Annotated in this window: 14 protein-coding genes; 9 read left to right on the top strand and 5 right to left on the bottom strand. The window is 66.3% G+C overall.

Annotated features, from left to right (window positions below):
* The first annotated feature begins 91 nt into the window (after window positions 1-91).
* The 5 genes from rpsU (at window position 92) to E7773_RS03895 (ending at window position 3,655) form a co-directional block, all read left to right on the top strand.
* A complete protein-coding gene (gene rpsU / locus E7773_RS03915) occupies window positions 92-298 on the top strand; it encodes a 30S ribosomal protein S21 (RefSeq protein WP_293989036.1) in 207 nt (68 codons plus the stop codon).
* Window positions 299-401: 103 nt separating this feature from the next.
* Window positions 402-998 (top strand): FKBP-type peptidyl-prolyl cis-trans isomerase, encoded by a 597-nt coding sequence (locus tag E7773_RS03910; RefSeq protein ID WP_293988463.1) that lies wholly within the window; start codon window positions 402-404, stop codon window positions 996-998.
* Window positions 999-1,128: 130 nt separating this feature from the next.
* Complete coding sequence (locus E7773_RS03905) at window positions 1,129-2,532, top strand: cytochrome ubiquinol oxidase subunit I (protein ID WP_293988460.1); 1,404 nt, start codon at window positions 1,129-1,131, stop codon at window positions 2,530-2,532.
* Window positions 2,529-3,539: a cytochrome d ubiquinol oxidase subunit II gene (gene cydB / locus E7773_RS03900; protein WP_293988457.1), complete on the top strand. Its 1,011-nt coding sequence runs from the start codon at window positions 2,529-2,531 to the stop codon at window positions 3,537-3,539. Before E7773_RS03905 ends, cydB begins: the two co-directional genes overlap by 4 nt.
* Window positions 3,539-3,655 (top strand): DUF2474 family protein, encoded by a 117-nt coding sequence (locus tag E7773_RS03895; protein ID WP_293988455.1) that lies wholly within the window; start codon window positions 3,539-3,541, stop codon window positions 3,653-3,655. Before cydB ends, E7773_RS03895 begins: the two co-directional genes overlap by 1 nt.
* Here E7773_RS03895 and E7773_RS03890 read toward each other — a convergent pair.
* Window positions 3,652-3,909, bottom strand: coding sequence for a PqqD family peptide modification chaperone (locus E7773_RS03890; RefSeq protein WP_293988453.1), 258 nt, complete (start codon window positions 3,907-3,909; stop codon window positions 3,652-3,654). The genes E7773_RS03895 and E7773_RS03890 overlap by 4 nt on opposite strands.
* A gap of 121 nt (window positions 3,910-4,030) precedes the next feature.
* Here E7773_RS03890 and E7773_RS03885 point away from each other — a divergent pair, with 121 nt between their 5' ends.
* Both E7773_RS03885 and E7773_RS03880 read left to right on the top strand, forming a co-directional pair.
* Entirely contained in the window at window positions 4,031-4,579 is a 549-nt protein-coding gene (locus E7773_RS03885; protein ID WP_293988451.1) for an aspartyl/asparaginyl beta-hydroxylase domain-containing protein, read from the top strand.
* A 77-nt stretch (window positions 4,580-4,656) separates the two neighbouring features.
* On the top strand, window positions 4,657-5,400 hold the full coding sequence (locus E7773_RS03880) for an FkbM family methyltransferase (RefSeq protein ID WP_293988448.1): 744 nt from the start codon (window positions 4,657-4,659) through the stop codon (window positions 5,398-5,400).
* On the opposite strand, the gene E7773_RS03875 is transcribed toward E7773_RS03880, so the two are convergent.
* From E7773_RS03875 to asnB, 3 genes are all read right to left on the bottom strand, one after another.
* Complete coding sequence (locus tag E7773_RS03875; RefSeq protein ID WP_293988445.1) at window positions 5,369-6,367, bottom strand: GDP-mannose 4,6-dehydratase; 999 nt, start codon at window positions 6,365-6,367, stop codon at window positions 5,369-5,371. The genes E7773_RS03880 and E7773_RS03875 overlap by 32 nt on opposite strands.
* A gap of 9 nt (window positions 6,368-6,376) precedes the next feature.
* Window positions 6,377-7,636, bottom strand: a complete 1,260-nt coding sequence (locus E7773_RS03870; RefSeq protein ID WP_293988442.1) for a nucleotide sugar dehydrogenase — start codon at window positions 7,634-7,636, stop codon at window positions 6,377-6,379.
* 65 nt (window positions 7,637-7,701) lie between these two features.
* A complete protein-coding gene (asnB, locus tag E7773_RS03865; protein WP_293988439.1) occupies window positions 7,702-9,606 on the bottom strand; it encodes an asparagine synthase (glutamine-hydrolyzing) in 1,905 nt (634 codons plus the stop codon).
* A 111-nt stretch (window positions 9,607-9,717) separates the two neighbouring features.
* Between asnB and E7773_RS03860 the strand changes: the two genes are divergently transcribed.
* Both E7773_RS03860 and E7773_RS03855 read left to right on the top strand, forming a co-directional pair.
* Complete coding sequence (locus E7773_RS03860; protein ID WP_293988436.1) at window positions 9,718-10,671, top strand: M48 family metallopeptidase; 954 nt, start codon at window positions 9,718-9,720, stop codon at window positions 10,669-10,671.
* Window positions 10,672-10,786: 115 nt separating this feature from the next.
* The gene (locus tag E7773_RS03855) at window positions 10,787-12,067 is read left to right on the top strand and encodes a sugar transferase (RefSeq protein WP_293988433.1); all 1,281 of its coding nucleotides are present in this window, start codon (window positions 10,787-10,789) and stop codon (window positions 12,065-12,067) included.
* Here E7773_RS03855 and wecC read toward each other — a convergent pair whose 3' ends face one another.
* A complete protein-coding gene (gene wecC, locus E7773_RS03850) occupies window positions 12,068-13,309 on the bottom strand; it encodes a UDP-N-acetyl-D-mannosamine dehydrogenase (protein WP_293988430.1) in 1,242 nt (413 codons plus the stop codon).

Genomic DNA, 13,309 nt, shown 5'->3' with positions numbered 1-13,309 from the left:
TCTGCGCGCTCCGCTGTTAGGGGCGCGCGCTTGAACGTCCGGACTCGTGTCCTGGGCGGCCATTCCATTCGATTCGGAGTTGACGGGTTTTATGCAAATCATCGTGCGCGATAACAATGTCGATCAGGCGCTTCGGGCTCTCAAGAAGAAGCTCCAGCGCGAGGGCGTGTATCGCGAGATGAAGCTGCGCCGGCACTACGAGAAGCCGAGCGAGAAGCGCGCCCGTGAGCGTGCCGCCGCCGTCCGCCGCGCCCGCAAGATGGACCGCAAGCGGATGGAGCGCGACGGGATCAAGTAAGACCCGTCTTCCGGGGACTTGCCGAGCGCGGTCCCCGCATCTACCGACAGCGTGTCCCGGCCGCGCGTTGAGAGCGGCCCATCCCCGTCGAGGCCGTTTTCCCATGACCGTGACCGCCGTTCCGCTCCAGCCCGTCAAGCGCAGCTACCTCACGTGGCTGTGGGTCGGCATCGTGATCCTGCTCGCCGCCGCCTTCCTGCTCGCGCGCCAGGGCGACGATTATTGGACGAAGTCGCAGCGCGGCTGGATCGGCACGGATTCGGACATCAAGACCACGGCGTCGGGGCTGCAGTACAAGGTTCTTGCCCCGGGCACCGGTGCGCACCCGACCGATTCCGACGTCGCGCTGATCCAGTACGAGGGCAAGCTGCGCTCGGGCCTCACCTTCGACAAGTCGAAGCAGCCGACCCCGCTTCCCGTCGCGCGCTCGGTTCCCGGCTTCTCCGAAGGGCTGAAGCTCATGAACAAGGGCGCGAAATACCGCTTCTGGCTGCCCGCCAAGCTCGCATACGGTGCCTCGCCGCCCCCGGGCGCACCCGCCGGCGACCTGGTGTTCGATGTCGAACTGATCGAATTCCTGCCGCAGGCGGTGCTCGACCAGTACCAGCAGCAGATGGGCGGCATCGGCGGAGCCGGTGGTCCTCCGGGCGGAGCGCCCGGTGGCGCGCCGGGTGGAGACGTGGCACCGCCGGGCCAATAGGAATGAAGTCGAAAGGCCGGGGTCGCTCCCCGGCCTTTCTCATTGGCGCGGCCACCGCATGCCGGGCTGCACAGCGCGCACTTGCCTTGGGTTGGCGACAGGCGCATCGGCGCTCGGCAAGGAGGTGGCGATGACAGCCGCTGGAACTGCAATCCTGCTCGCCCGAATCCAGTTCGGGTTCACCGTCAGCTTTCATTTCATCTTCCCGAGCTTTTCCATCGGGCTGGCGAGTTACCTGATGGTGCTCGAAGGCTTGTGGCTGTGGACCAAGAAGCCGCTCTACCTCGACCTGTTCCGTTTCTGGGTGAAGATCTTCGCGGTCGCGTTCGCGATGGGCGTCGTGTCGGGGATCGTCATGTCGTACCAGTTCGGCACCAACTGGGCGGCGTTCACCGACAAGGCCGGGCCGGTGATCGGTCCGCTGATGGCGTACGAAGTGCTGACTGCTTTCTTCCTCGAGGCCGGGTTTCTCGGCGTGATGCTGTTCGGGATGAAGCGCGTCGGGCCGGGGCTGCATTTCGCCGCGACGTGCATGGTCGCGCTGGGCACGTTCATCTCGGCCTTCTGGATCCTGAGCGCCAACAGCTGGATGCAGACCCCGACCGGGTTCGCGATCAACGCGCAGGGGCAGTTCGTCGTCGCCGGGTCGTGGGCCAGCGTGATCTTCAACCCAAGCTTCCCGTATCGGCTCGTGCACACCGTCATCGCGGCCTATCTGACGACCTCGCTGGTCGTGGGGGCATGCGGCGCGTGGCACCTGCTCCGCGACGGCGGCAATGCGCACCATCGCAAGATGTTCTCGATGGCAATGTGGATGGCGGCGCTGGTGGCGCCCGTCCAAATCCTAGCAGGCGATGCGCACGGTCTCAACACGCTCGAGCACCAGCCGGCCAAGGTGCTGGCGATCGAGGGTGACTATGATCCCAGCCCGAGCGGCGCGCCGCTGGTGCTGTTCGGCCTGCCGTCGAACACCGACGGCACGGTTCACTACAAGGTCGAGGTTCCCAAGGTCGGCTCGCTGATCCTCAGGCACGACCCCAACGCGCCGCTCCCCGGTCTCAAGGATTTCCCGCGCGATCAATGGGCACCGGTGCCGGTGGTGTTCTGGTCGTTCCGCGTAATGGTCGGGCTGGGGTTCGCGATGCTCGGGCTGGGATTATGGAGCCTCGTCGCGCGGTGGCTGAAGAAACTGTACGACTGGAAATGGCTGCACCGCGCCGCGATCGTCATGGGGCCGGCGGGGTTCGTCGCGGTGATCGCGGGATGGGTCACGACCGAGGTCGGACGCCAGCCATGGACGATTTACGGTCTGCTTCGCACCAGCGAGTCCGCTTCACCCTTGGCCGCGCCCGCGGTCGCGACCTCGCTCGCGGCGTTCGCCATCGTCTATTTCGCGGTGTTCGGCGTGGGGGTCTGGTACATCCTCAAGCTGATGCAGAAGGGTGCGGTCGCGCACGAGCCGGAGATCGGCAGCGGCCCGCCGATCCGTACCGCCGGGATCACCCCCGCCGCGCAAGGCGGGATCGAGCAATGACCGCCGATCCCACGCTCGCGCTGATCTGGGCGTTCGTCATCGTGTTCGCGGTGTTCATGTACGTCGTGATGGACGGGTTCGACCTCGGCATCGGCATCCTTTTCCCGGCGTTCGGCGTGGGGGAAGAGCGCGATCAGGCGATGAACGCGATCGCGCCGGTGTGGGACGGCAACGAGACGTGGCTGGTGCTGGGCGGCGGCGGGCTGATGGCAGCGTTCCCGCTCGCTTTCTCGGTGCTGATGCCGGCGATGTACCCGCCGATCATTGCGATGCTGCTGGGGCTGGTGTTCCGCGGCGTGGCGTTCGAGTTCCGCTGGCGCGACCCGCGGCACCGCGCGTTTTGGGACTTCGCGTTCACCGCCGGGTCGGTGACGGCGGCGCTAGCGCAAGGAATCGTGCTCGGCGCGCTGCTCCAGGGAGTGAAGGTGAGCGGGCGCGGGTACGGCGGGGGGTGGCTCGACTGGCTGACGCCGTTCTCGCTGCTGACCGGGGTGGGGGTGGTCGCGGGGTACGCGCTGCTCGGCGCGTGCTGGCTGATCTTCAAGACCGAGGGCGGCGCGCAGAAGCACGCGTTTCGCCTCGCGCGGGTCACCGGAATCGCCGCGGCGCTCGCCGTGACCGCGGTCAGCGCGGCGACGCCGTTCCTCGAATACCGCTATTACGAACGCTGGCTGACCTTCCCGAACATCCTGTTCGCCGGTTCGGTGCCCGTGCTGCTCGGCGCATTGTCGGTCGGGTTCTGGTGGGCGCTGCTCAACAAGAAGGAGTTGCTGCCCTTCCTCCTGACGCTCGGCCTCTACCTGCTGTGCTTCGCGGGGCTGGGGATCAGCATGTACCCCGACATCGTTCCCGGATCGGTGTCGATCGTCCAGGCTGCTGCGCCCGCCAAGAGCCAAGGGTTCATGCTGCTGGGGGCGGGGACCATGATCCCGATCATCCTGGCCTATACCGCGTTCTCGTACTGGGTGTTCCGCGGCAAGGTCGGCGACGCGAGCGGATATCATTGATGCAGACGGCCGCACCCTTGTGGAAACGCCTCGTATGGATGGCGGCGATCTGGCTGGTCAGCGTGACGGCGCTCGGGATCGTCGCATTGGCAACCCGGCTGGCGTTGCGGCTCTAATCGATCCGGACGGCACGGCGCGATACCAGCGTCGCGAGGAAATCGTCGATCGCGCGGCGGCACTCCTCGGGCGGCACGTCGTATTCGGCGATCAGTGTAGCGTGCAGATCGTCGCGCGATTGCGGCCGCTCCAGCAATTCCCACACGCGTGCGCCGACTTCGCTCAGCCGCAAGTAATTGCCCTCCGCCGCGCTCATCATCACCAGATCGTCGCCGACCCGCGCGGTCAGCCAGTCGCCGTCGCGATGGATCATCTCGTCATTCATCCGCGCCTGACAGCATCACGGCGACGCCTTTGCAAGGCGATAGGGCGCGGATAGTGTCGCGCCCGTGCACAATTCCGCCGTCCAGCCACCATCGGCCTATCCTGACCGCGTGCGGTTGCCGCTGGCGTTCGACCCCGATCGGCTGCGCGCCGACCTGAAGGCGGTCGAAGCGGCGACGTGGACCGACCATTTCGTCACGCAGAATTACGAGGGACAATGGGACGTGCTCCCGCTGCGCCACACGGCGGGCGCGACGCATCCGGTGATGCAGGCCTATTCGGACCCCAACGCGACCGAGTTCGTCGATGCCGCCATCCTGTCGCGCGCCCCCTATTTCCGCGAGGTGCTTGCGGCGTTCGACTGCCCCTTGAAGGCGGTCCGGCTGATGCGGTTGACCCCGGGCTCGCGGATCAAGGAGCATCGCGACCACGACCTGGCCGCCGATTGGGGCGAGGCGCGGATCCACATCCCGGTCACGACCAACCCCGGCGTGACGTTCCTGCTCAACCGGACGCCGATAGACATGAAGCCGGGGGAGGCATGGTACCTGCGGCTCGCCGATCCGCACGCGGTGACCAATGACGGGACCGAGGACCGGGTGCATTTGGTGATCGACTGCCTCGCGACCCCGTGGCTGACCGACCAGCTCGCGGCGTGACACGGCCTTCGTTCGCGCTTCGCCGGCTGCGCTTCCTCCAACGGCACTTCAATGAACGGCCGCGCTTGCGGGAAGCGGTGACGCGCTTGCTGCATGGTCGCCGCGATCATGACGTGCGCTTGTTCGGCCGAGATGTGCGGATCAATGCCCTGCGCGAAGCGGGCTATTACCGGGCGTCCAAACTGATACGGGCGAACAGCCTGCTGCGCGACGAGACGCTGGTGCTGCAGCGCGTGAGCATGATGCTCGGGCCGGATACGACATTCGTCGATATCGGCGCCAATATCGGCATCTTTTCGTGCGTGATCGCCGACGCCGCGCGGATCTTCGACAACTTCCGCGTCGTCGCGTTCGAGGCCAGCCCGGACACGTATCGCCGGCTTGCGGTCAACGCCGAACGGTTCGGCTTTACCGCGATCAATGCCGCTCTCGCCGCCCGTGACGGCCCGCTCGACTTTGTCGATGGTGCCGTATCGGGCGTCGCCACGGCGAGTGACAAGGCTGGCATCGCGCATATCCGGGGGCGCGGCTTCGCCGCGGACGGGCGCCGGCTCGACGGTTTCGACCTGCCCGGGCGGCTGGTGCTCAAGATCGATGTCGAGGGGATGGAACTGGCGGTGATCGAGGGTGCGCGCGGGCTATTCGACGCCGGCCGAGTCGCGGCGGTCTATCTCGACGATTTTGCCGACAAGCCCGCGGTGCTGACCTTTCTCACGGGTTACGGATTCGACCTGTACGCGCCGGGACGGCTCAACGCGTATCACGACCGCGCCCGCGCGCTCCTCGCGGTCAGACGTGGTGATACTCGCGGTACCAGGTGACGAACGCGGGCACCCCGACATCGATCGTCGTGGTGGGCTCGAACCCGAGATCGCGCTGGATGGCGGAGATGTCGGCGTAAGTCGCCTGCACATCGCCGGGCTGCATCGGCTGGTAATCGCGCACCGCTTTCTTCCCGCACGCCTGTTCGATCAGGCCGATCATGTGGCCGAGCTGCTCACTGCGGTGGTTGCCGATATTGTAGACGCGGTGCGGCGACACGCTGCCCCCCGCCTTGACCCGGCCATCGTCGGGCGGCGGATTGTCGAGGCACGCGACGACGCCGGTCACGATGTCGTCGATGTACGTGAAGTCGCGCTGCATATCGCCATTGTTGAACACCGGGATCGGGCGGCCTTCCAAAATAGCCTTGGTGAAGATCCACATCGCCATGTCGGGGCGGCCCCACGGGCCGTAGACGGTGAAGAACCTGAGGCCCGTCTGCGGCAGCCGATAGAGGTGCGAATAGGTCTCGCTCATCAATTCGTCGGCCTTCTTGGTCGCGGCATAGAGCGAGAGCGGGTGGTCGACGCGGTCCTCGACCCGGAATGGCAAGGTCTCGTTGCCGCCATAGACCGAGGACGATGACGCGTAGACGAGGTGCTCGAGCTGGCGGTGGCGCGCCACTTCCATGATGTTGAGATGCCCGACCAGGTTCGAGTGGATGTAGGCGCGCGGATTGTCGATCGAATAGCGCACCCCCGCCTGCGCGCCGAGATGGACGATGCGGTCGAACTCCTTGCCCGCCAGCGCCGCCTCCAGCGCCTTGTCGTCGGCGAAATCGACCTGGATGAACTCGAAGCGATTGGTGTTGAGCGCATTGATCGCGGCGATCCGGTCGCGCTTCAGCTCGACTGAATAATAGTCGTTGAGGTTATCGATCCCGACGACCAGGTCGCCGCGCTCGAGCAAGCGCCGGATCACCCAGGAGCCGATGAACCCCGCCGCGCCCGTTACCAATACCCGCATCGTCGTTTCCTATAGCGTCCAGCGCGCCGCGCCGGAGAATTCGGGGATGCCGTTCTTGAGGTCGGCGAACAGGCCGCCCGGCGCGACGAGTTTCGCCAGCCCGTCGCCCATATCGAGATAAGCGGCGTGCGACACCGCGAGGGCCACGACGTCATAGGTGCGGTCGAGGGCACCGGAATCGAGTGTGATGCCGTATTCGTGAACCGCCTCCGCTGCGTCGGCCATCGGATCGTGGACCGTCACGTCATGGCCAAGGCCGGTCAGCGCCTTCACGAGATCGGCGACCTTCGAATTGCGCAAATCGGGGACGTTTTCCTTGAACGTCAGTCCCAGCACCAGCGCCTTGCCCGCCTTGCCCGCGCGCGCGTGGATCTGCCCGGCGACCCAGTCGGCCATGCCGTCGTTGGTCCCGCGCCCCGCGAGAATGACCTGCGGGTGATAGCCGAGCTGCTCCGACAGATGGCTGAGGTAGAACGGGTCGACCCCGATGCAGTGCCCGCCGACTAGTCCGGGTTGGAAGGGCAGGAAATTCCACTTGGTCCGCGCCGCTGCCAGCACGTCCCAGATCGACAGGTCGATCCCGGCGAAGATGTGCGTGATCTCGTTCATGAAGGCGATATTGATGTCGCGCTGCGCGTTCTCGATCACCTTGGCGGCCTCGGCGGCCTTGATCGACGCGGCGCGGAACACCCCGCCGCTGGTCACGCGGTCGTAGAGCGCGGCGACGCGGTCGAGCACGTCGGGCGTCTGCCCCGACACGACCTTGGTGATGCGCTCGATCGTATGCTCGCGGTCGCCCGGATTGATGCGTTCGGGCGAGTAGCCGAGGAAGAAGTCCTTGCCACAGGTCAGCCCCGTCAGCTTCGCGATTTCCGGCCCGCACAAATCCTCGGTCACGCCGGGATAGACGGTGCTCTCGTACACGACGATCGGGGTGCGGCCAGCGTCGATCATCCCCGCGACGGTCCGCGTCGCCGCCATCACGATCGACAGGTCGGGGCGATTGTCGGCGTCGACCGGGGTAGGGACGGTGACGATGTAGAAATCGGCTGGCGGGCAGTCGGCGGGATTGCTGGTCAGCTTGAGCGTCGTCGCCTGGAGCGCCGCACCGTCGAGCTCTCCCGTCCGGTCATGCCCGTCGCGCAGTTCGGCGATGCGCCGCGCGTCGATGTCGAGCCCCCAGCACTCGGTCGATTTCGCCAGCGCCGCCGCGAGCGGCAGCCCGACATAGCCAAGGCCGATGACGACAACAGTCGGACGCTCGCTCAAAACTCAAACTTCCCAATATGGAGAATTCTTTGCCCGCCCTAAGAGAGCAGAGCGAATATGCAACCCTAGGCGGCGGCGCTGACCGGCGCGACTTGATCGGCAAAGGCGCGGCACCACAGCTCGATCGCCATCAGCGCAAGCAGCGAATAATGCCCGTCGACGCGGCCCGCCTCCGTCGCGGCACGCAACGCGGCGACCGCGCCGGGATCGAACAGCCCGCGCCGCTCGACCGTCGCCGGGGAGAGCAGGTCGGCCATCATCGGTTGCAGCCCCGACTTCATCCATGCGCGGAGCGGCACGCCGAACCCGGTCTTGGGCCGATAGATGATGTCGCGCGGCAGATACGGCTCCATCGCCTTGCGCAGCGCCCATTTGGTCTCGCCGCCGCGCAGCTTGAACTCGGTCGGCATGCTCGCGGCGAACGCCATCAGGTCGGGATCGAGGAACGGCACGCGCACCTCGACCCCCGCCGCCATCCCGGTCTTGTCGGTGTAATTGAGGTTATGGTCGATCAGGAAAAAATGCTGTTCGAGCCGGAGTGCGCGCTCGACCTGGTTGCCTTGGGGATAGGCGGCGAGCGTGTCGCGCATCGGCCGCCGGGCATCCACCGCGAGGCCCGGCGACGCGCCACCGATCAGCGCGGCGGCATCCTCCAGCCGCAGCCATTCGAAGTAGCTGAGCAGCCGCGAATCCTTCTCCTCGCCCATCGGCGACAGTAATTTGCGCAAGCGCCGCGCGGTCGCCGACTGGCCCGGAATACGCGCGCCGACCGACCCGAGCCCCGCGCGGACCGGGGCGGGCAAGCGATCGATCCGCGCGTCGAGCGCGGCGGCGCGGTGGCGGCGGTAGCCGGTGAAGACATCATCGCCGCCGCTGCCGCTCAGCAGCACCTTGATCCCGTGGCTGCGTGCGAGCGAGGCGATCTTGAGGCTGTTGAGTGCCGCCGGGTCGGCCTGCGGCTCGTCGAGCGTGTAAACCAGTGCCTCGAATTCGCTCGCCATGCGCGAATCGACCGCGATCTCGTGCAGATCGACGCCGAGATGCTGCGCGGCTGTGCGCGCATAGGGCAGGTCGTCGATCATCTCGCCATCGTCACTGCCGCGATAGTCGATCGTGAAACAGGCAAGCTTGTCGGGCGTATGTTCGCGCGCAAACGCGACGATCGCGCTCGAATCGAGGCCGCCCGACAGGAATGCGCCGACCTGGACGTCGGCGACCATCTGGCGCTCGACCGCGGTGCGGAGTGTGGCCTCGGTTCCTGCGATCGCCTGTTCCGCGCTCATCGCGGAGGGCGCGTAAGTGGGAATAGTGTGGAATTGCTCGGTCGTGCGGCGGCCATCGGCATCGATCTGCAGCCAGGTTCCCGGTGTGAGCTTGCGCACGCCTTCGAACATGGTGCGTTCGCCGGGCGAATAGAGATAGCCGAGATACGCCGCGACCGCGGTGCGGTCGATGCTGCGGTCGAGCCCGGGCACGGCGAGCAACGCCTTCAATTCGCTCGCGAAGGCAAGGCCGATCGCGGTTTCGGCGAGGTAGAGCGGCTTCACCCCCATCCCGTCCCGAACCAGCCACAGCCGCCGCTCGACCGAATCCCAGATCGCCAGCGCGAAGATGCCGTTGAGCCGCGCGAACATCGCCGTGCCCTCGTCGGCGAACAGTTCGAGAATCACCTCGGTGTCCGAATGGCCGCGCAATCGGCGGCCCCGCGCGATCAGTTCGGCGCGCAACTCGCGGTAATTGTAGATCTCGCCATTGTACGTGATCGTGTAGCGGCGCGACCCGTCGGCCATCGGCTGGTGCCCGGCGGGCGACAGGTCGATGATCGAGAGGCGCCGGTGCGCGAAGGCGATCCCTGCCTCGCGATCCTCGAACACGCCGTGATCGTCGGGCCCGCGCCGCGCGAGCAATGCGCCCATCGCGCCGATCGTGCCGGGGGGAAAGCGGCCGACAAGGCCAGCGATGCCGCACACCGCGTCAGTCCCTGCCGTGCCGATCGTTCGTCATGGCCGCTCCCTTACGGTGCGCATGCCGATGCGTCGAGCGATCTCGCCAAGCCGGACTGCACCGTCTAGCGCAAAGGCATGTCATGGCGCCGAATCATCCTGCTGGCTGCTCTGCCGTTGCTGGTACCGGCCGCGCGTGCGGATTCGAAGCAGGATCAGGCGGATGCCGTCGTCCGTGCGTTGCTGGGCCAGGACGTCGAGGTCGCGACAGTCGGGTACCGGCTCGTCACCGGCAATGCGGCGCAATGCGCGAAAGGGTTCGTCGAAACCGGCGCGACGCTTGGCACGCTGGCACAATATGATGCGCCGTACCGCGCGGCGGCGGCGCGCGTGCTTGGGATGACCAACCGGCCGACGGTCGAGCTGGTCGTGCCGCAATCGGCCGCCGAGCAAGCGGGGATCAAGCCCGGCGACGTGTTGATCGCGGCCGATGGCCTCCCGTTCGCGGCGTCGCCGCCGTCTGCCGGCGCCAGCTTCACCCCGGTCGAGGCCGCGATGGACACGCTCGACAAGGCGCTCGCCGATGGCCGCGCGACGGTGACGGTCGATCGCGCCGGCCAGCTGATCGCAATCGAACTGGTCGGCGCCCCCGCCTGCCAGTCGCGCTTCCAGATTTCGATCGACGAGCTTGATGCGTTCGGCACCGACACGATCTGGATCAAACTGTCCTCTGCGATGGTCGATTTCGCGCGGACGCCCGATGCGCTGGCGGCGGTCATGGCGCACGAGCTCGCGCACAACGTGCTTGGGCATCACAAGACGGGGATCGGTCCCGAAGCCCGTCGCGCGCAGGAATTGGCGGCGGACCGGCTGGCGCCTTACCTGATGGCCGGTGCGGGGTACGATCCGGCCGCGGCGGTAGTGCTGTATCGCCGGTTCAAGGCGAAGCATCTGGGCGGGCTGTTCACCAGCCCGACCTATCCGGGCTGGGGCCAGCGCGTGAAGGCGATCGAGGCCGAAGTCGCGCGAATCGCCGACCTTCGGGCGCGCGGCGAGCCGATCTTGCCGCCAACCGACCTGCGCCCGCGATGACCCTAAGCCAGGCCAATGGACTTGAGACGACCTAAAGGTGTAACGCCGCGCTGCGAATAGGGTGCGAGTACAAGCGTATAAAAGGGATTTCTCCGGCATGTTGATGAGTCGGGCCATGGCAGCGACGCGGCCGCGATCGAGCATTTTCGAATCGTTTCGGGTCGAGGCATTCGCCGTGCTGGTATTCGCCGTGCTGGTGCCGCGGGCCTTGTTCGCGCGTCCCGTGATCCTCGAAAACCCGAACGGGGCAACCTTGATCGGGCAGATCGACAACGTTTTCGTCGGCGCGATCTTCGGTGCCATCGTGGGGTTGTTCCTGTTGCGCCGCGTGACCGCTTTTCCGGGCTCGCGCGTGTTCAGCTATATCATCCCGACCTACGCGACATCGTATGGATTGGTGCTCGTCGCGCTCCTGCTGCTGCGGCTCGATTATAGCCGCGCTTATCTGGTGTCGTCGTTCGTGCTGGCATCTGCTACGTCCTACGCCATCCACTTCTACCTCGCGCGGACCACGACCAAGCCGTTCTACATCGTGCCGTTCGGCAAGACCGCGGCGCTGACCGAGATTCCCAATGTCGACTGGATTCCGCTGACCGAGCCGCGCATTCCGCCGGGGCGTGACGCGGTGATCGTCGCCGATCTGCGTTTCGACCATGACGACGCGTGGGAGCGCATGCTCGCGGAGGCCGCGATCAAGGGTCACCCGATCTATCACACCAAGCAGATCCGCGAATCGCTGACCGGGCGCGTGTCGATCGAGCATCTGTCGGAAAACAGCTTCGGGTCGCTGCTACCCAATCTCGCCTATCGCAAGATGAAGCGCGGGCTCGACCTCCTCTTCACGCTCGCGGTGCTGCCGATCCTGATCGTGCCGCTGATCGTGACCGCGATCGCGATTCGGCTCGATTCGCCCGGTCCCGCTTTCTTCCGGCAGGAGCGGATGGGCTATCGCGGCAAACCGTTCCACGTCTGGAAATTCCGTACGATGACGGTCGATCCGTCGACTGGCGACGGTCGTGACGATTATATCACGATCGAGCAGGATCAGCGGATCACGCGGCTCGGCCGCTTGCTGCGGCGCACGCGGTTCGACGAACTGCCGCAGATGATCAACATCGTGATGGGCGAAATGAGCTGGATCGGCCCGCGGCCGGAGGCGGTCGCGCTGTCGAGCTGGTACGAGCAGGAAATCCCATTCTATTCGTACCGCCATATCGTGCGCCCGGGGATCAGCGGCTGGGCGCAGGTCAATCAGGGGCACGTCGCGGACCTCGCCTCGGTCCATTCGAAGCTCAATTACGATTTCTATTACATCAAGAACTTCTCGGGCTGGCTCGACCTGCTGATCCTGCTCAAGACGGTCGGGACCGTCGTCAGCGGGTTCGGCGCGAAATAATCAGCCGCGCCAGATGCCGCGCGTGTCGTAGATCGCCTTGCCCGCGCGGGCTTCCGCCGGGACCGTCTTGAACTCGTTATGATCGACCAGCACGACCAGCATGCCGCAGTCGGCAAGCGCCTGGTCGAGCGTTGCGAGCATTGCGCCGGTACCGTCGAAATCCTTGGGGAGCGCGGCGACGTGCGGTTCGACGACGCGGACGCGTGAGCCGTATTTCCTGGCCAGTTCGACCGCGATTTCCAGCGCGGGGCTTTCGCGCAGATCGTCGATGTTCGCCTTGAACGCGAGGCCGAGGCACGCGATTGCCGCGTCCGGGTTGGCGTCGGCCAGCGCCGCGGCACGCGCGAACGAATAATGCGCTTTGCCGTCGTTGACCTCGCGCGCGGTCTTGATCAGCCGCGCGTTGGCGGGATCGCTGTGGACGATGAACCACGGATCGACCGCGATGCAATGCCCGCCGACGCCGGGGCCGGGCTGGAGGATGTTGACGCGCGGGTGGCGGTTGGCGAGGCGAATCACCTCCCACACGTCGAGGTCGAGCGTGTCGCACACCACCGACAACTCGTTGGCAAACGCGATATTGACGTCGCGGAACGAGTTCTCGACCAGCTTGCACATCTCGGCGGCGCGTGCAGTAGTGGCGATGCACTCGCCCGCCACGAAGCCGCGATAGAAAGCCACCGCGCGTGCTGCGCAGGCCGGGCTCAGCCCGCCGATCGATCGGTCGTTGCTGACGAGTTCGTCAAGGATCTTCCCGGGCAGCACGCGCTCTGGGCAATAGGCAACGCAGACATCGGCGGCGTTGCCGCTTCCGTCCGGAAATACCAGGTCGGGCCGCGCGTCGCGCAATACGTCGCGAACCGCCTCCGTCGTGCCGACCGGGCAGGTCGATTCGACGATCACCAGGCTGCCGCGGCGCAGCGCCGGGGCGATCGAGCGCGTTGCCTCCAACACATACGTGATGTCGGGCGCGTGGCCGTCGGTAAACGGTGTGGGCACCGCGAGGATGAACACATCGCTCGGCTCGGGTGCCGTCGCGGCGCGCAACGCGCCCGCTTGGACCATCTCGCGCACCAGCGAATCGAGATTGGCCTCCTCGATATGGATGTTGCCGGCGTTGATCGTGTCGACCACCGCGGGGCGGATATCGACGCCGAGCACGCTCGCGCCGCTGCGCGCGATCACCGCGGCGGTGGGCAGGCCGATATAGCCGAGCCCGACGATGCAGACGCTCTGCGTCAT

This window comes from Sphingomonas sp. (genome assembly GCF_004799495.1).
In the GTDB taxonomy this organism is placed as follows: domain Bacteria; phylum Pseudomonadota; class Alphaproteobacteria; order Sphingomonadales; family Sphingomonadaceae; genus Sphingomonas.
This window is presented reverse-complemented; position numbering and strand designations above follow the sequence as displayed.

Coding starts and splice junctions, on each gene's coding strand:
- rpsU (WP_293989036.1), top strand. CDS start 92: ATGCAAATCATCGTGCGCGATAACAATGTCGATCAGGCGCTTCGGGCT.
- E7773_RS03910 (WP_293988463.1), top strand. CDS start 402: ATGACCGTGACCGCCGTTCCGCTCCAGCCCGTCAAGCGCAGCTACCTC.
- E7773_RS03905 (WP_293988460.1), top strand. CDS start 1,129: ATGACAGCCGCTGGAACTGCAATCCTGCTCGCCCGAATCCAGTTCGGG.
- cydB (WP_293988457.1), top strand. CDS start 2,529: ATGACCGCCGATCCCACGCTCGCGCTGATCTGGGCGTTCGTCATCGTG.
- E7773_RS03895 (WP_293988455.1), top strand. CDS start 3,539: ATGCAGACGGCCGCACCCTTGTGGAAACGCCTCGTATGGATGGCGGCG.
- E7773_RS03890 (WP_293988453.1), bottom strand. CDS start 3,909: ATGATCCATCGCGACGGCGACTGGCTGACCGCGCGGGTCGGCGACGAT.
- E7773_RS03875 (WP_293988445.1), bottom strand. CDS start 6,367: ATGCGGGTATTGGTAACGGGCGCGGCGGGGTTCATCGGCTCCTGGGTG.
- E7773_RS03860 (WP_293988436.1), top strand. CDS start 9,718: ATGTCATGGCGCCGAATCATCCTGCTGGCTGCTCTGCCGTTGCTGGTA.
- E7773_RS03855 (WP_293988433.1), top strand. CDS start 10,787: ATGGCAGCGACGCGGCCGCGATCGAGCATTTTCGAATCGTTTCGGGTC.
- wecC (WP_293988430.1), bottom strand. CDS start 13,309: ATGACGCAGAGCGTCTGCATCGTCGGGCTCGGCTATATCGGCCTGCCC.